A 15,575-nucleotide genomic window follows, 5' to 3' on the forward strand; every position below is an offset into this window, starting at 1 on the left:
TTACTCCGTCGCCGTCACGCCGAGCGAGGCGGCGAAGGCGGTGAATTTCCTGGCCTGTTCGCTGTCCGCCCCAAAGACGGCGACAGCGCGGCCGAGCGCTTCGCGCGCCTGGTCGGCCTTGCCGAGCACGACATAGGAACGAATGAGGCGCATCCATCCTTCCTCGTCGTGGGGGTTCTGCTTCAGGCGATCGTCGAGGCCCGCGACCATGGTCTCGATCATCGCCTGCCGGTCCTGCGGCGACATCTGCTGCGCAGCTTCCATCTGTTGCGCGTCCGGCCCATTCGCCGGCGTGCCGGAAGCGACGGCCGGCTCGCCCGCCTCGGCAAGCGCCTGCTGAACGGCGCTGCGCCAGGGCGAATCCGGCGCGAGCTGGCCGAGCATCTTTTGCCAGGCGGCAACAGCTTCGGCTTTCCTGCCCTCCTGAGCAAGGCCGACCGCCAGGTAGAAATTCGCCTTGGCGTTGGCGGGATCGAGCTTCAGGGCCGCCTCGAAGGCATTTTGGGCGTCAGCCGAAACGATGCCGCCGGCGGCACTGGCAATCGCCTCGCCGAGGCCTGACTGGCGCACCGCGCTGTCGCCGTCGAGGCGGATGGCGTTGCGGTAGGCGGTCACCGCGTCAGGGAAGCGCTGCAGGCGAAGATAGATTGGCGCCAGAATGTCCCAGCCCTTGCCGTCCGACGGATTGGCGGCAAGGTGGGCTTCCGCGCGTGCAACCAGTTCGTCGACCGAGGAATCGGCCGGGTTCTTGGCGAGACGTTCGGCTAATGGCTGCGAGGGCAAATCGGGAGAGCCGAGCACGCCGTAGAGCCCCCAGCTCAGCAGCGGAACGGCAAGCACGGCCACGCTGGCGACCAATCTGGCGCTGCGCGAGGGGCCGGGATTGGCGGTGGCCGTTCGCTCAGCCGCGCCGAGACGCAGGATGCGGCGGCCGATCTCGGCACGCGCTTCTTCAGCCTCCCCCGGCTGGATCAGGCCGCGCGCCATGTCGCGGTCGAGCTCGGAAAGCTGGTCGCGATAGACTTCGAGGTCGTGATCGCCTGCCGGCGACGCGCCCTTCATGCCGCCGGCAAGCGGCAGAAGCACCGCCAGGCTGGCGCCCAGCGTGAGGATTGCGGCTATGACCCAGAACAGCATGGCTCTTCCAATAAAGGCAGAGCCTTGCCCTGCCAACACAAGCATACTGCGACGCTTTGACGGCCGCACCGTCGGCCGTCGGCCTGATTTCGTTCGAAACCTGTCAGGTCAGCGGCGTCCAGCTGCCGTCGGAATTGCGGCAAGCGGTGCCACGCGCGGTGACGCCCGCGCCGCTGGTGTAGACGGTGTGGGTGTACTGGCGGCAATCCTGCGAGCCGACCCGGTAAGGCTGAGCGGCGACGACTTCGCCATAATGCGAGGAGTTGTCGCTCTTCCACGTCACCTTCTGGCCGCTGGTGTTGTATTCCAGCGCCTTGTATTCCGCTTCCAGCCCCTTGCGCTTTTCGGCATCGCTGAGGCCTGAGCCGATCGATCCGCCGACAAGCCCGCCATTCATGGCCGAGACGATGCTGGTCGACACCTTGCCGCCGGCGGGCGGCGTCGAAACAGGCGTGACCGGAGAGGTTGGCCCGCCTCTGCCCAGCGTCGTGCAGCCGGAAACGGCGAGCAGGGCGGAAACGAGCGCGACGCGGATCTTCATGCCGACAACCGGTTCTCTTGAGCGGGATGGAACTGGATGGACTGGGGACCGCGCCATCAAAGGATTTGCACGGCCATAGTGTTGATATTTGTCGGAAATTTGGCCGTTGGCAGCCGCACGCAAATCGATAAAAAACATCAATGAAGGCTCCGCAATCTCACCACCGCCCTCAAGCCGCCCATGCCGGACCGTTCCAGCGCCAGCGAGCCTCCATACTCGTTGACGAGGTCGGCGACAATGGCCAGCCCGAGCCCCGTTCCCGGCTTCGTCTCGTCCAACCTCTTGCCACGCTTCAACACTTCACGCGCGCTGTCCTCGGGAATGCCGGGGCCATCATCCTCTATAACGATTTCAAACAGGTTGCTCATTCCCGGCGAGGGCGCGACCGAAACGGCAGCGGCGCTCTTTGCCCATTTCATCGCATTGTCGAGCAGATTGCCAAGCAATTCCTCCAGATCCTCGCGCTCGCCGGCAAAGACGATTTCGGCCGGCGGCAGCGACAGCGTCAGCCGCGTTTGCGGGTTGAGTTTCTGCAGCACGCGCACCATGCGCTCGACCAGCGGCGAAACCGGCGTGCGGAAAACGACGCTGTCGCGCTGCGCGGCGACGCGGGCGCGCTGCAGATAATGGTCGACCTGCTTCTGCATCGAGGCGGCCTGGTCGGCGATCAGCTGGCCCTTGGCGCCGCCGAGCGCGCGGCCCTCATTGATCAGCACGGCTAAAGGCGTCTTCAGCGAATGGGCAAGGTTGCCGACCTGGGTGCGCGAGCGCTCGACGATGCGCCGGTTGTTCTCGATCAGCGCGTTGGTCTCGCTGGCCAGCGGTTCGATCTCGGCCGGGAAGCTGCCGTCGAGGCGCTGCGCCGTGCCTTCGCGCACCATGGCGAGCGCATTGCGGACCCGGCGCAAAGGCTGGAGCCCCAAGAGGATGGCGATGGCGTTGATGGCGATCATGCCGACGCCGAACAGCGAGAGATAGGTGAGCAGGCGGCGCTGGAAGCTGGCGATCTCCTGCTCGAGCTCGCTGTGGTTGCCCATGACGCGGAAACGGGCGGCGCGGTTCTTGGCGTCGAGAACGAACTCGCTCTCGAACACTTCGAGTTGCTCGCCCTTTATGCCTTCCATCGAGTAGCTGCGCTGGAAGTTCGCGTTGAACGGCACTTCCGCGATGCTGGGCGACAGGATCGAGGTCGTCATCGAGGAGGAATGGATCTCTCCATGCACACCTTCGGAGGCAGGCTCCACCGACCAGTACCAGCCGGAATTCGGCTCGGAAAAGCGCAGATCGCCGAGGTCGGGCGAGCCGGTCAGCGCGCCATTGTCGGAAATGCCGACCGAGCCGATCAGGTTGAACAGATGCGCCGAAAGCAGGCTGTCGAAGCCGCGCTCGCTGGCCTGGCGGTAAAGCGTGGTGATGAGGGTGAAGATGACGACCAGCGTCAGGATCGCCCAGATGGTCGAAAAGGCGATGACGCGAAAGGTCAGCGAGCGCGGCCAAAGCCGCAGCTTCGAAGGCCGGGGGCTTATGGTTGGCTGCAGCGGTTCCGCGTCACGCCTCCGGTTCACGCATACGATAGCCCATGCCACGCACGGTTTCGATCATGTCGATGCCCATCTTCTTGCGAAGCCGGCCGACAAACACCTCGATGGTGTTGGAATCGCGGTCGAAATCCTGGTCATAAAGATGCTCGACCAGTTCGGTGCGCGACACCACCTCGCCCATATGGTGCATCAAATAGGCGAGCAGCCGGAATTCATGCGAGGTGAGCTTGAGCGGCACGCCGTTCACATCGGCCTTGGACGCCTTGGTGTCGAGGCGCAGAGGCCCGCAGGTGAGTTCCGACGAGGCATGGCCGGCCGCGCGCCGGATCAGCGCCCGCACCCGCGCCAACACCTCCTCGATGTGGAAGGGTTTGGTCACATAGTCGTCGGCGCCAGCGTCGATGCCGGCCACCTTGTCGCTCCAGCGGTCGCGCGCGGTCAGGATCAGCACCGGCATCTTGCGGTCGCCGCGGCGCCAGCGCTCGACGACGCTGACGCCGTCCATCTGCGGCAGGCCGATGTCGAGGACGACGGCATCGTACGGCTCGGTGTCGCCGAGGAAATGGCCCTCCTCGCCGTCATAGGCCCGGTCGACGACATAGCCGGCATCGACCAGCGCATCGGCCAGCTGCCGGTTGAGATCCTTGTCATCCTCGACGACGAGCACGCGCATGGGTTGGAAGCCTGTTGTTGGGTAGACGTATAGGCCGATTCCGCTGGCCTGGGAAACGAGAGGATCAGCCCGCCGGAACGACGATTTCCGAGCGGCGCGGACGCTGGCCGTCCTTGCCGGGGACAAGCACGACGATGACGCAGACCTGCTGGCCGCCTCGCGTTGCCTGCGACGCCTTGGCCAGCGTGCCGCCATTCTGCGCGGCGACCTGCTGGCCGATGGCATAGCAATCACCAGCGGCGAGCACGACCGGCTGATCGACCGACGGCTCGACGAGCGGCAGGGCGATCGCCTGCGACGCAAAGAAGCCGGCTGCGGCAAGCGCCAGTACTGCTTTGCGGAGAGGAGGGCCAAGGTTTTTCATGATCACGGTTCTAACGCATACGGGCTGAACGTGAAATGAACAGTGAACGGCCGAAAATCCATGCCCGCAATACCCCCTGCGCGAGACATCCTGTCGATGCCGGGGCTCCCTCGAGCCGGGCTTTGAATTCATAGCCGGAAAATCATTCGATCCGCTACGCTTTTTGGATGCGGATTCTCCGCCCTGCCCTAGCTGGTGTAGGACAGCCCGTTGACGATAGGAGCATGCGATGACGCGCGAGGATATCGCCGATCTCTACCGGGGCTACATCGCCTGCCTGAACGACCAGGATTGGGACAATCTGGGCCGCTTCGTCGGCGAGGAGGTTCAGTATAATGGCGAGACGATCGGGCTATCGGGGTATCGGCGCATGCTGGAGAGTGATTTCGAGGCCATTCCCGACCTGCGATTCAATATCGAACTGTTGATCTCGGAGCCGCCGCGCGTGGCGGCCCGGTTGCATTTCGACTGCCATCCCAAGGGCATGCTGTTCGGCCTGCCCGTCCACGGCAAGCGCGTTTCTTTCGCCGAGAACGTTTTCTACGAATTCCACGACAGCCGCATAAGCGAGGTCTGGTCGGTCATCGACAAGGCCGCCATCCAGGCGCAGCTTTAGGTATTTGTTTTACGCAATTCGGGACGGAAACCGCGACGCACTTTCCTGGAATTGCACAGCGCCAGCTTCTCAGGCTGCGTCCTGGGTCAACGCGCGGAAGCGCAGCAATCCATGATGGACCGCAAGGTCCTCGTCATAGCGGGCTTCGGCGAATTCCAGCGACAGGCGGGTCTGGCCGCGCGAACCGATGGAAAACGCCGCGCTATCGAGGCGCGCCCTGATGCTGTCCATGATGAGGCGTGTCTCGGCCTCGCCTTGGGCCTTCGACCAGATGTGAAAGGTGACGAGTTGGTCACTGTCATCGTCGGCGCCCGTCTCGAGGTCAAAGGCGCTGGTGCGGCCATAGGTGACGTTGGGAAATGCCGCTTTGTCGCTTGCGCTCTCAAGCAGGCCGACGCCGCCCAGCAGCGCCGACAGCGAGGCGTCGGTCTTCAGCCGCAGGAACAAGGCCTGCATCAAATCGCCAGGCGTCGTCATCTATCTCTCCGTTCGCCTGACACGCCTTGAACACCTTTCACGCCGACAGTTTCGCGCGCACCGTAACCGCGTTGCGCTCACTTCGCCAGATCAACGCGCGTGGTCCGGGAGCCGCTTTCGGCGAGCCGGCGCGGCTCGCTGCTGATCATCGTTGCATGGTCCTTGATCACGGCGGTCACGAAGCGGATCACGGCGCGCACGGGCGCCTCATCACCGATCTCGCGGCGATAAACAAGCGAAACGGGGTGGCTGCCGAGAATTTCGGGCGTGAGCCGCACCATGCGCGGTTCCGGCTCGGCCAGCATGCAGGGCATCACGGCCAGCCCAGCACCTCCCAGCGCTGCCGCCAGCATCTCGGTCATCTCGGCGATGCGAAGGACAATCGTCGCGCCCTTGCCATAGGCTTCGATCCAGCGGGCGCCGGGCACGGCCGCAAGGTTGTCATGGAAGCCGATGATCTCGTGCCCGGACAGTCGATGTGGATCGATAGGCATCGGATGGCGATCGAGGTAGGCTCGGGAAGCGTAGAGTGACCAGCCCGAGACGCAAAGCCTGCGCGCGACCAGCGTTTCATCGGCCACGATCCCGATCCGGATCGCCAGGTCGGCCTCGCCATGCCGCAGATCGACGGGACGGCTGCCGCTGGTCAATTCAAGGCTGATGTCGGGACAGGTCTTGTGGAAAGCCGCCATGCGCTCGGCAAAGAAGGGGCTGAACCCAGTCGGCAGCGCCAGCCTGACGCGGTGCGTGCCCGAGCGGGCCAAGGCCATCATCGCCTCGATGGCGCGTTCCAGGTCCTCGCCGAGCGGCAGCAATCTCCGGCCAAGCGGCGTCACCTCGACGCCTTGGGGACCGCGTACGACCAACGAAACCCCGAGCTGAGCCTCGAGGGCCGCCAGGCGCCGGCCGATCGTGGTGTGCCGCACGCCCAGCGCGCGCGCCGCGCCCGACAGCGTTCCCGCCCGCGCGGCGGCGAGAAAGAAGCGCAGATCGTTCCAGTCCGGTTCGCCGGTTGTCGTCACCGGCGCATTCTAGACCAACTCGGCGCTGGATGCTTGTGCGGTTTTGCACAGGCTTGCGCGAAAATCGCCAATGGCCCGATCAGGCCCCCCGCGCGAGGATCGGCCGATCTCCATCAGGAGCAAAGCCATGGACGTCGAAAGCCTGAGAACGATGGTGGCGCGGCATGCTACGTCGGTAAATGCGCTCGCGGCGCTCGGCCTCGCGCTGGATTCGCGACTGCGCGGCATGGCGCTGGATGACGAGGCCGCCCGCCGCGCCGAAGCCGTGCTCGGCAGCCTCGGCGTGTCGGACATAGTTGCCGACGCCAGCGCCGCCGAGCTTTTGCCGGTGCTGGCGGGTATCAAGGTCGATCTGTTGTCGGGCAGCACGCTGCTGTCGGCACCCGGCGCCGAACCCGCGGCCATCCTGCGGCAGGCCTTGGGCGACGTTTCCGCTGGCTTCCCGGCGCTGCTCAAGCGATCGATCGCGCCGCAGCTTACCGGCTTGCCGGAGAGGCTCGATGCGCCGGGCGCTGCCTTCCTCGACATCGGGGTCGGTGTCGGCGCGCTGTCAGTGTCGATGCTGCGGGAGTGGCCGGAGCTGCGGGCGGTAGGCATAGATCCGTCGCCCGACGCGATAGTCCAGGCCCATGCCAATGTCAGAGCGGCCGGGCTTGCGCACCGCATCGCCCTGTACACCGGACTCGGCCAGGAGGTCGCCCTCGAAGAGACGTTCGACCTCGCCTTTGTGCCGACCGCCTTCATTCCCGAAGCGCATGTCAGGGCGATCGTCCCGCGCTGCCGGGAGGCGCTGAAGGCGGGCGGCTGGTTATTGCTGGCAATGGTCAATCAGGGGCCGGACGCGCTGGGAGAGGCGCTGGCCGGTTTCCGCGCCACAATGTGGGGCGGCACGGTTTTCGAGAAAGGCGCGGCACAGGCGCTGGTCGAGGAATGCGGTTATGTCGACACAAGGCTGCTGCGAGGCCCGGCTGGAGCGCTGGTCGCTTTCGTCGTCGGACGCAAGCCGGGCTGACGACAACCGGGCCGGGCTTACGATAACCGGGAGGCTGACCATGAGGCTGTTGATCTTTGGAGCTTCCGGCGCGACGGGCCGCGCTCTCGTCTCGGCGGCGCTGACGGAAGGCCATATGGTGACCGCCTTCGTCCGCACGCCTGGCAAACTCGCCATCAGCCACGAGCATCTGAGCGTGATCATCGGAGACGTGGCCGACCGCCAGGCGGTGGAGGGCGCGATTGCCGGTCACGACGCGGTGTTGAGCTGCCTCGGTGTCGGCGTGCCTTTGAGGCACGATGCGACGGTGATTGCGGGCATCGGCTTCATTGTCGAAGCGATGCAGCGGACCGGTCCGGCCCGCCTCATCTATCAATCCTTCCTCGGCGTTCGCGACAGCCGCCGGCAATTGGGGCCGCTGCTCGGCGGCATCGTCGTGCCGCTCGTGCTGCGCCATGAAGTGGCGGATCACGAAATCAAGGAAAGGCTCATCGCGCAGTCCAGCCTCAACTGGACCATCGTGCGGGCGCCAAAGCTCGGCAACGGCCCCGCAACCGGCAGGTTTCGGCACGGCAACGGCATTCAAGCAAGATCGCTGCTGCCAAGGCTAGCGCGCGCCGACGTGGCGGCATTCATGCTCGCCCAGCTTGGCGAGCCCACATATTCGCACAAAGCCGTGTCGCTGCTTGACTGATCCTCACGACACAGGCGCACCCGCGCGCACCTCACACCGTCGACAACTGTCGGTAGAGTGCGGCATCGAACGACGCCATGATCCCAATCAGCCGAAATCGGCGGCGGTCAGCACATATATGCTCTTGCGAGTGCGGGCATAGGCCTTGCCGGCGACGTCATGGATGGAGCCGGAAGCCGTGTCGAAGGCCGCCAGATAGGTTGCTTCGGCGGTCGCCGTTCCTGGCGGTGCATTGGAAATGGCATCCGCGGCCACAGAGAATGAAATCTGGAACATGCCGTCATGGCCGACGAAGCGAATTCGTCTGCCAGCCTCGTCATAGCTGCGGCTTTGGTTGGGGAATGTGAGGCTCATGATTTTACCTCCGTCGAATCGGCCTTCTTCACTGTGCGCGGTGCCCGCTTCTTTTTCGGCGCAGGGTTCGAGGCTTCGGCAACACGGTCGGCCTCCTCCTTGGCCAGCCGCAACTCCCTCAGCCTTGCCGTCTTGATAGTCCTGGCCTTCGCCTCAGACAGATACTCAGCCGTCGCCTTGTTTCGCTCCACAGTTTTCTTCTGCTTTTCCAGGAAGCGGGCTTCAGCTTTTTCCATGATGGTTTGACTGCCTTCGGCCATCGTCGAAATCTCCTTTTTACGGCTAGAGCGGCGAAATGAATTCACCTGTTAAGATAGTTATTCACAACTGAAATTTCAATTTTCTAAATATTTTGGTCTTTTCGAATCACTGGATCCGATCTTCAAAATAATACTTTTCAATATTTTCGATGCCCACGAATAATTTTTGGCACTCCTATCTATCGAGTGCCAGCAGGTCTATAAGAAGTGCAGCAGCCACTATGGCGGCCCGAACTGGAAAAAATCATGCCCGCCAAGGAAATCAAATTCTCCACCGATGCCCGCGACCGCATGCTGCGCGGCGTCGAGCTCCTCAACAACGCGGTCAAGGTGACGCTCGGCCCCAAGGGCCGTAACGTCGTCATCGACAAGGCCTATGGAGCGCCGCGCATCACCAAGGACGGCGTCACTGTCGCCAAAGAGATCGAGCTCGCCGACAAGTTCGAGAACATGGGCGCGCAAATGGTGCGCGAAGTGGCCTCGAAGACCAATGACCTTGCCGGTGACGGCACTACCACAGCCACGGTGCTGGCCGCTTCGATCCTGCGCGAAGGCGCCAAGCTCGTAGCCGCCGGCATGAACCCGATGGACCTCAAGCGCGGCATCGACCAGGCGGTTGCGGCTGTGGTCAAAGAGATCCAGGCGCGGGCCAAGAAGGTCAAATCCTCGGGCGAGATCGCGCAGGTCGGCACCATTGCCGCCAATGGCGACGACACCGTCGGGGCCATGATCGCCAAGGCGATGAACAAAGTCGGCAATGACGGCGTCATCACCGTCGAGGAAGCCAAGACAGCCGACACCGAGCTCGATGTCGTCGAGGGCATGCAGTTCGACCGCGGCTATCTTTCGCCCTATTTCGTCACCAATGCCGACAAGATGCGCGCCGAGCTGGAGGAGCCTTACGTCCTCATCCACGAAAAGAAGCTCGGCAATCTGCAGGCGCTGTTGCCGATCCTGGAAGCCGTCGTGCAGAGCGGCAGGCCGCTGCTGATCATCTCCGAGGACGTCGAGGGCGAAGCGCTGGCGACGCTGGTCGTCAACAAGCTGCGCGGCGGCCTCAAGGTCGCGGCCGTCAAGGCGCCCGGCTTCGGCGACCGCCGCAAGGCGATGCTGGAAGACATTGCCGTGCTCACCGCCGGCCAGATGATATCGGAGGATCTCGGCATCAAGCTGGAGAACGTCACCCTCGATATGCTCGGCCGCGCCAAGCGCGTGCTGATCGACAAGGACACCACAACGATCATCGACGGCGCCGGCGGCAAGGCCGACATCCAGGCGCGCATCGCCCAGATCAGGGGACAGATCGAGGAAACCACATCCGACTACGACAAGGAAAAGCTGCAGGAGCGGCTGGCCAAGCTTTCCGGCGGCGTCGCGGTCATCCGCGTCGGCGGCGCCACCGAGTCGGAGGTCAAGGAAAAGAAGGACCGCATCGACGATGCGCTGAACGCGACGCGCGCCGCTGTCGAAGAAGGCATTGTTCCAGGCGGTGGCGTGGCGTTGCTGCGCGCCAGGTCGGCCCTGGCCGGACTGACGGGCGCCAATGCCGATGTGACGGCCGGCATCTCGATCGTGCTCAGGGCGCTCGAGGCGCCGATCCGCCAGATCGCCGAGAATTCCGGCGTCGAAGGCTCGATCGTCGTCGGCAAGCTCTCCGACAGCAAGGACCACAATCGGGGTTTCGACGCCCAGAACGAAATCTATGTCGACATGATCAAGGCCGGTATCGTCGACCCGGCAAAGGTGGTGCGGACCGCACTTCAGGACGCCTGTTCGATCGCGGCGCTGTTGATCACCGCCGAGGCCATGATCACCGACATACCGGCCAAAGATGCAGCGCCTTCTCCCGGCGGCGGCGGCATGGGCTACTAACCAATCCCTGCCGCAAGCAAGCTATGCGACACCAGGCGCCGACAAGCTCGACCGCTGATCCGAATACCAACCAAAAAGGAAGGGATCGACGAATGATCACGTTCGCACAGAAGCCGATTGCCGCGCCGACTGAAGCAGCCGAGGAAAACCGCTTCGATCGTATCCGCCGGCTTGCCGCGGAAAAGCACCGGAAAGCCGATGCCGACACTGCGTGCGAGGACCCGCAAAAGGTCGGCGACAAGCGCCCAATGTAATGGGCGCTTGTCGCCGTCACGACACCGGGGCGGCGCCACCTTCCTCGGTGCGCCGCGCGATGAACTCGTCGAGGACATCGGCGGTGGCGGCTGCAGCCGGCGGCGGCTGAAAGTCGGCGAGAATCCGCTTCCAGATGCCGGTCGCGCGCTCGGTCGCCGTCTTCGAGCCGGACTGTGTCCAATTGCCGAAATTCGACCAGTCGGCCACCAACGGCTGGTAGAAGGCCGTACGGTAGCGGGCCATGGTGTGGGCGGCCGAGAAGAAATGACCGCCCGGCTGCACTTCGGCGATGGCCTCGAAGCCGATGGCATCGGCATCGCCCGGTGTGCGCGCGCAAAGCTCGGCGATGGTTTGCAGCGCCTCGATGTCGGTGATCAGCTTTTCCAGGGAAACGCTCAGGCCGCCTTCCAGCCAGCCGGCGGAGTGGATGCAGACGGTGGCGCCCGCAAGCACCGAGCCCCACAGCGCGAACTGCGTCTCATGCGCGGCCTGCGCGTCGGAAATGTTGGCGGCGCTGCCGCCGCCGGAGCGCCAGGGCAAGCCGGTGTAGCGGGCCAGTTGGCCGGCCCCGAGCGTCGCCTTGATATGTTCCGGCGTGCCAAAGGCCGGGGCGCCCGACTTCATGTCGACATTGGACGAGAACGAGCCATAGACAACCGGCGCACCGGGCCGCACGATCTGGGCAAGCGTCAGGCCGGCCAGCGCTTCGGCATGCTGCAGCGTCAGCGCGCCGGCGACCGTGATCGGCGCCATCGCGCCAGCCAGGCAGAAGGGCGTGATGATCAGGACCTGACCAGCCTTGGCAAAATCGATAATGCCTTGCGCCATCGGGATGTCCAGTTGGCGTGGCGAGTTGGTGTTGATGACGGTGTAGCAATAGGCGCCGGCGCGGAACTGATCCTCGGATAAACCGCGCGCCAGGCGGATCATCTCGAAACCATCCTCGACCTGCGGCGTGCCGCGCGCGAAGACGAACGGGAACTTGTCCGACAGCGTCAGCTGCGCCCGGTTGGAGGCGTAGTGGCGCAGGCGGTTGTCGATGTCCTGCGGCTCGACGCAGGGCCCGAGCATATGCAGCACGTCGAAATGCTGGATCAGCTTGATGAATTCCTCGAAGGCGGCGAGCGTCCCCGGCCGGCGGCCGCGCTCGAGATCGGTGACATTGGGGGCGCCAGATCCGGCCAGGAACGTCATCGAGCCTAGCTCGAGCGTCAAATCTCGCGATCGGTCACCGCCGAGGGCGGGGATCGAGCGCGGCGCCGCGGCGAGTGCGGCCTGGACCATGTCGCGGCCGATCTTTACCATCTGGCTGTCCTCGTCGACCAACGCACCGGCCTTGGCGTAGATCGCTCGCGCGGCGGGCAGCAGCACCTTGATGCCGAGTTCTTCCAGCACGCGCAGCGCCGTGTCGTGGATCGCCGCCACCTGGTCGTCGGAAAAGATCGGCTGCGGCAGGAAGGGGTTCTTCAGCGACCGGTAATTCGGGTGCCGGCTCGACTCGCTGCCCGCTTCGCCGGTGCGTCCCCGCCGGCGCTCGCGCCTGAGATCACGTGCGGCCTCGTCAATCATGGCGGTTCCTCCTCATTGCCGCATCGCCTTGCCTTGAGCGTCGTAAGGCGAGACCGCGATGATGCGCGCAGGCCGTTCGACCCCGACAATGTGGACGGAAAGTTCGGTCCCCTCCCCGGCGAAATCGTCATCGAGCAACGCCAGGGCGACGCTCTTGCCGACCGTGTAGCCATAGCCTCCGGAAGTGACGAAGCCGACGCGCCGCCCCTTGTACCAGACCGGCTCGAAGCCGCTGGCATCGGCGTCGACCGCATCGACTTCCAGCGTCACGATGCGCCGCGCGACGCCAGCCTCGCGCTCCTTGAGCGCCGCCTCGCGGCCGATGAAATCGCCCTTGTCGAAAGCGATGAAGCGGTCGAGTCCGGTCTCGCCGGGCGTGTAGCCTTGCGTGAATTCGCGCGACCAGATGCCAAAACTCTTTTCCAGCCGCAGCGAATTCAGCGCGTAGTAACCGATCTCGGCAAGGCCGAGGTCCTCGCCGGCTGCAAGCAGCGTCTCGCGCAGGGTCGAATGCAGGGTGGCCGGGCAATTGATCTCGAACCCAAGCTCGCCGGCGATCGACAGCCGGGAAACCCGGGCACGAACCATGCCGATGTCGAACGCGCCACAGGCCATGAAGGGGAAGGTTCTGGCGGAGAGGTCCCGATGCGTGGTTCGTTCGACGATCTTCCTTGCATTCGGCCCGGTGACGAGGAAGCCGGATACGGCATCGGAAATATCGGTGACCGTGACGCCATCCGTCAGATGCGCCTCGAACCAGCGCATATGGAATTCGCGCAAATAGTAGGAACCCATGATCCAATACTCGCCGTCCCAATTGAGCACGGTGAGATCGCCCTTGAGCCGGCCGTCAGACCCAAGCATCGGCGCAAGCCGGGCCCGCCCCGGCGTCGGCAGCCGGCAGGTGAGCAGCCGGTCGAGCCAGGCCTCGGCGCCGGGGCCTGACACGGTGTAGCGCGAAAAGGCCGTGGTATCGACAAGGCCGGCGGCGCGGCGGACCTGCAGCACCTCGTCGCCGACGATGTCGAAAGCGTTGGAGCGCTTCAGCGTCGTTTCCTCGCGAAAACCCATCGGTGCGAAATAGGCCGGGATTTCCAGTCCCCACGATGCCGTCCACTCGGCGCCGGCGGCCGTCATGCCGTCATAGGCGCCGGGTCGCTTCAGCGGCCGGCCGGCCGGCAGCCGCTCATTGGGGAAGGTCATGACGAAGCGGCGGGCATAGAACTGGCGTGTGGTTTGCCGCAGATATTCGCGGTTGGCGGCAAACGCACCGTAGCGGGCGATGTCCATGCCGAAAATGTCGGCTTGCGGCTCGCCATAGATCATCCATTCGGCCAGCGACTTGCCGACGCCGCCGCCTTGGCTGAAGCCGGCCATGACGCCGCAGGCGACCCAATAATTGCGCAGTCCCCTGACCGGGCCGACCAGAGGGTTGCCATCCGGCGTGAAGGTGAAGGCGCCGTTGACCCATTTGCGGATACCGGCCGTGGCAAGGCATGGAAAGCGCTCATAGGCTTTTGCGAGCTCCGGGCTGATGCGGTCGATATCCTCGGGGATCAGCTCGATGCCGTAGTCCCACGGCGCGCCGTCCATGTTCCAGTGCTTCGGGTTCTGCTCGTAGACGCCGAGCAGCACGCCCTTCCGCTCCTGCCGCAAATAGGAGAAGCCGTCGAGATCGACGGCGAGGCCGAGTTCCTTGTCCAGCGCCGCTACTTCCGGGATGTCCTCGGTGACGAAATAATGGTGCTCCATCGGCGTCACCGGCAGGTCGACGCCGGCCATCAAGCCGACCTGCTTGGCCCACAGGCCGCCGGCATTGACGACATGCTCGGCGATGATCGTGCCCTTCTCGGTGACGACGTCCCAGCCGCCGTCGGCGCGTGGCCGCAACTCGACGACGCGGTTGCGCAAGATGACATCGGCGCCGCGCTTTTTGGCCGCTCCGGCATAGGCATGCGTGGTGCCGTAAGGATCGAGATGGCCCTCGTTCGAATCATAGAGGCCGCCGAGCACGCCGCCGACATCGACGATCGGACAGATTTCCTTGATCTCTTCCGGGCTCACCAGACGGGCCGTCTCGATGCCGACCGACTGGAACACCGCCCAGGCCGATTTCAGCCATTCCCAGCGCTGCGGGTCGCTCGCCATGTTGACGCCGCCGGTCATGTGCAGCCCGGCATTCTGGCCGGATTCCGCCTCGATCTCGCGATAGAGCTTGATCGTGTAGTCCTGCAGCGCCGCGATATTGGGATCGGCGTTGAGCGCATGGAAACCAGCGGCCGCGTGCCAGGTCGAGCCCGCCGTCAGCTCGGCGCGCTCGATGAGCGCCACATCGCTCCAGCCGAACCGCGTCAGGTGATAGAGCACCGAGGCGCCGACCACGCCTCCCCCGATGACGACTGCCCGGTAATGCGACTTCACGAGCCTCTCCCTCTCGTTGGAGGCCCTTACGATACATAGACTGTACATATGTGTCTAGACACTTCTGTCCAGAGCTTGCACAGCGCTCCGCGCCGTGCCTATTGTGCAGGCATGATCATGACTGCTCCCCGGGACGAGCCGGCGCTCGGCAATATCAAGGTGACCCGCGCGGACTGGATCAACCTCGCGCTGCAAACGCTGATTTCCGACGGCATCGAGAGCGTGCGCGTGCTGACGCTGGGACAGAAGCTCGGCGTCTCACGCTCCAGCTTCTATTGGTATTTCGAGAGCCGGCAGGACCTGCTTGACCAGTTGCTCGCGCATTGGCACGAGACCAACACCAAGGCGATCGTCGAACGCGCCCAGCGCCCCGCCGAAACCATCATCATGGGCGTGCTGAACGTGTTCGAATGCTGGGCCGACGAGCGCCTGTTCGACCCGCGGCTCGATTTCGCCGTCCGCGAATGGGCGCGCCGCTCCGACGACGTGCGGCGCATGATCGACAAGGCGGACGACGATCGCCTCAGCGCGATCCGCGACATGTACCGCCGGCACGGCTATGACGGCGAGGAGGCCTTCATCCGCGCCCGCGTGCTCTACTACATGCAGATCGGCTATTACGTGCTCGACCTGAAGGAACCGGTCGAGGCGCGCGTCAGCCATCTGGCAGCCTATCTGCGCGCCTTCACCGGCCTTGAGCCGAGCGAGGCGGATGTGGCGCATTTCATGCGCTTCATCGCGGCGCGGTGATATCGCCGAGCACGACCAGCCTTAGCGTTCAACAAAGC

Annotated in this window: 17 protein-coding genes; 6 read left to right on the forward strand and 11 right to left on the reverse strand. The window is 64.5% G+C overall.

What is annotated here, in order from left to right; genetic code table 11:
- The 5 genes from ccmI to AC0L2L_RS12045 form a co-directional block, all read right to left on the reverse strand.
- Positions 1–1,137 carry a c-type cytochrome biogenesis protein CcmI gene (gene ccmI / locus AC0L2L_RS12025; RefSeq protein ID WP_473578560.1) on the reverse strand — a complete coding sequence of 379 codons (1,137 nt, stop codon included), beginning with the start codon at positions 1,135–1,137 and terminating at the stop codon, positions 1–3.
- 103 nt (positions 1,138–1,240) lie between these two features.
- Positions 1,241–1,678 carry a hypothetical protein gene (locus AC0L2L_RS12030; RefSeq protein WP_027164848.1) on the reverse strand — a complete coding sequence of 146 codons (438 nt, stop codon included), beginning with the start codon at positions 1,676–1,678 and terminating at the stop codon, positions 1,241–1,243.
- A 137-nt stretch (positions 1,679–1,815) separates the two neighbouring features.
- Positions 1,816–3,243 (reverse strand): ATP-binding protein, encoded by a 1,428-nt coding sequence (locus AC0L2L_RS12035; protein WP_473578561.1) that lies wholly within the window; start codon positions 3,241–3,243, stop codon positions 1,816–1,818.
- Complete coding sequence (locus AC0L2L_RS12040) at positions 3,227–3,892, reverse strand: response regulator transcription factor (protein ID WP_473578562.1); 666 nt, start codon at positions 3,890–3,892, stop codon at positions 3,227–3,229. The genes AC0L2L_RS12035 and AC0L2L_RS12040 overlap by 17 nt, the downstream gene beginning before the upstream one ends.
- A gap of 64 nt (positions 3,893–3,956) precedes the next feature.
- Positions 3,957–4,256, reverse strand: a complete 300-nt coding sequence (locus tag AC0L2L_RS12045; RefSeq protein ID WP_473578564.1) for a hypothetical protein — start codon at positions 4,254–4,256, stop codon at positions 3,957–3,959.
- A gap of 229 nt (positions 4,257–4,485) precedes the next feature.
- On the opposite strand from AC0L2L_RS12045, the gene AC0L2L_RS12050 reads away from it, so the two are divergent.
- Entirely contained in the window at positions 4,486–4,872 is a 387-nt protein-coding gene (locus tag AC0L2L_RS12050) for an ester cyclase (RefSeq protein ID WP_473578565.1), read from the forward strand.
- 69 nt (positions 4,873–4,941) lie between these two features.
- Here AC0L2L_RS12050 and AC0L2L_RS12055 read toward each other — a convergent pair whose 3' ends face one another.
- The gene (locus AC0L2L_RS12055; RefSeq protein ID WP_473578566.1) at positions 4,942–5,349 is read right to left on the reverse strand and encodes a DUF3168 domain-containing protein; all 408 of its coding nucleotides are present in this window, start codon (positions 5,347–5,349) and stop codon (positions 4,942–4,944) included.
- Positions 5,350–5,426: 77 nt separating this feature from the next.
- Positions 5,427–6,371: a LysR family transcriptional regulator gene (locus AC0L2L_RS12060; protein ID WP_473578568.1), complete on the reverse strand. Its 945-nt coding sequence runs from the start codon at positions 6,369–6,371 to the stop codon at positions 5,427–5,429.
- Positions 6,372–6,498: 127 nt separating this feature from the next.
- On the opposite strand from AC0L2L_RS12060, the gene AC0L2L_RS12065 reads away from it, so the two are divergent.
- Both AC0L2L_RS12065 and AC0L2L_RS12070 read left to right on the forward strand, forming a co-directional pair.
- On the forward strand, positions 6,499–7,383 hold the full coding sequence (locus tag AC0L2L_RS12065; protein ID WP_473578569.1) for an SAM-dependent methyltransferase: 885 nt from the start codon (positions 6,499–6,501) through the stop codon (positions 7,381–7,383).
- Between the two features lie 40 nt (positions 7,384–7,423).
- Entirely contained in the window at positions 7,424–8,056 is a 633-nt protein-coding gene (locus tag AC0L2L_RS12070; protein ID WP_473578570.1) for an NAD(P)-dependent oxidoreductase, read from the forward strand.
- Between the two features lie 87 nt (positions 8,057–8,143).
- On the opposite strand, the gene AC0L2L_RS12075 is transcribed toward AC0L2L_RS12070, so the two are convergent.
- Together AC0L2L_RS12075 and AC0L2L_RS12080 are read right to left on the reverse strand one after the other, a co-directional pair.
- Positions 8,144–8,410, reverse strand: a complete 267-nt coding sequence (locus tag AC0L2L_RS12075; protein WP_473578571.1) for a DUF1488 family protein — start codon at positions 8,408–8,410, stop codon at positions 8,144–8,146.
- Positions 8,407–8,670, reverse strand: coding sequence for a hypothetical protein (locus AC0L2L_RS12080; RefSeq protein WP_473578573.1), 264 nt, complete (start codon positions 8,668–8,670; stop codon positions 8,407–8,409). Before AC0L2L_RS12080 ends, AC0L2L_RS12075 begins: the two co-directional genes overlap by 4 nt.
- 246 nt (positions 8,671–8,916) lie before the next feature.
- On the opposite strand from AC0L2L_RS12080, the gene groL reads away from it, so the two are divergent.
- Together groL and AC0L2L_RS12090 are read left to right on the forward strand one after the other, a co-directional pair.
- Positions 8,917–10,542, forward strand: coding sequence for a chaperonin GroEL (gene groL / locus AC0L2L_RS12085; protein ID WP_473578575.1), 1,626 nt, complete (start codon positions 8,917–8,919; stop codon positions 10,540–10,542).
- A 92-nt stretch (positions 10,543–10,634) separates the two neighbouring features.
- Positions 10,635–10,796, forward strand: coding sequence for a hypothetical protein (locus tag AC0L2L_RS12090; RefSeq protein WP_473578576.1), 162 nt, complete (start codon positions 10,635–10,637; stop codon positions 10,794–10,796).
- A 16-nt stretch (positions 10,797–10,812) separates the two neighbouring features.
- Here the strand turns inward: AC0L2L_RS12090 and AC0L2L_RS12095 are convergent, their stop codons facing one another.
- Together AC0L2L_RS12095 and AC0L2L_RS12100 are read right to left on the reverse strand one after the other, a co-directional pair.
- The gene (locus AC0L2L_RS12095; protein WP_473578578.1) at positions 10,813–12,366 is read right to left on the reverse strand and encodes a trimethylamine methyltransferase family protein; all 1,554 of its coding nucleotides are present in this window, start codon (positions 12,364–12,366) and stop codon (positions 10,813–10,815) included.
- Positions 12,367–12,378: 12 nt separating this feature from the next.
- The gene (locus AC0L2L_RS12100; RefSeq protein WP_473578579.1) at positions 12,379–14,787 is read right to left on the reverse strand and encodes a GcvT family protein; all 2,409 of its coding nucleotides are present in this window, start codon (positions 14,785–14,787) and stop codon (positions 12,379–12,381) included.
- Between the two features lie 111 nt (positions 14,788–14,898).
- Here AC0L2L_RS12100 and AC0L2L_RS12105 point away from each other — a divergent pair, with 111 nt between their 5' ends.
- Positions 14,899–15,537, forward strand: coding sequence for a TetR/AcrR family transcriptional regulator (locus AC0L2L_RS12105; RefSeq protein ID WP_473578581.1), 639 nt, complete (start codon positions 14,899–14,901; stop codon positions 15,535–15,537).
- Positions 15,538–15,575: the final 38 nt, after the last annotated feature.

It is taken from the genome of Mesorhizobium sp. WSM4832 (assembly GCF_055811115.1).

Bases quoted from the DNA above. Each gene is read 5' to 3' on its own strand.
- ccmI (WP_473578560.1), bottom strand. From the start codon at position 1,137: ATGCTGTTCTGGGTCATAGCCGCAATCCTCACGCTGGGCGCCAGCCTG.
- AC0L2L_RS12030 (WP_027164848.1), bottom strand. From the start codon at position 1,678: ATGAAGATCCGCGTCGCGCTCGTTTCCGCCCTGCTCGCCGTTTCCGGC.
- AC0L2L_RS12040 (WP_473578562.1), bottom strand. From the start codon at position 3,892: ATGCGCGTGCTCGTCGTCGAGGATGACAAGGATCTCAACCGGCAGCTG.
- AC0L2L_RS12045 (WP_473578564.1), bottom strand. From the start codon at position 4,256: ATGAAAAACCTTGGCCCTCCTCTCCGCAAAGCAGTACTGGCGCTTGCC.
- AC0L2L_RS12050 (WP_473578565.1), top strand. From the start codon at position 4,486: ATGACGCGCGAGGATATCGCCGATCTCTACCGGGGCTACATCGCCTGC.
- AC0L2L_RS12055 (WP_473578566.1), bottom strand. From the start codon at position 5,349: ATGACGACGCCTGGCGATTTGATGCAGGCCTTGTTCCTGCGGCTGAAG.
- AC0L2L_RS12065 (WP_473578569.1), top strand. From the start codon at position 6,499: ATGGACGTCGAAAGCCTGAGAACGATGGTGGCGCGGCATGCTACGTCG.
- AC0L2L_RS12070 (WP_473578570.1), top strand. From the start codon at position 7,424: ATGAGGCTGTTGATCTTTGGAGCTTCCGGCGCGACGGGCCGCGCTCTC.
- AC0L2L_RS12075 (WP_473578571.1), bottom strand. From the start codon at position 8,410: ATGAGCCTCACATTCCCCAACCAAAGCCGCAGCTATGACGAGGCTGGC.
- AC0L2L_RS12080 (WP_473578573.1), bottom strand. From the start codon at position 8,670: ATGGCCGAAGGCAGTCAAACCATCATGGAAAAAGCTGAAGCCCGCTTC.
- groL (WP_473578575.1), top strand. From the start codon at position 8,917: ATGCCCGCCAAGGAAATCAAATTCTCCACCGATGCCCGCGACCGCATG.
- AC0L2L_RS12090 (WP_473578576.1), top strand. From the start codon at position 10,635: ATGATCACGTTCGCACAGAAGCCGATTGCCGCGCCGACTGAAGCAGCC.
- AC0L2L_RS12095 (WP_473578578.1), bottom strand. From the start codon at position 12,366: ATGATTGACGAGGCCGCACGTGATCTCAGGCGCGAGCGCCGGCGGGGA.
- AC0L2L_RS12105 (WP_473578581.1), top strand. From the start codon at position 14,899: ATGATCATGACTGCTCCCCGGGACGAGCCGGCGCTCGGCAATATCAAG.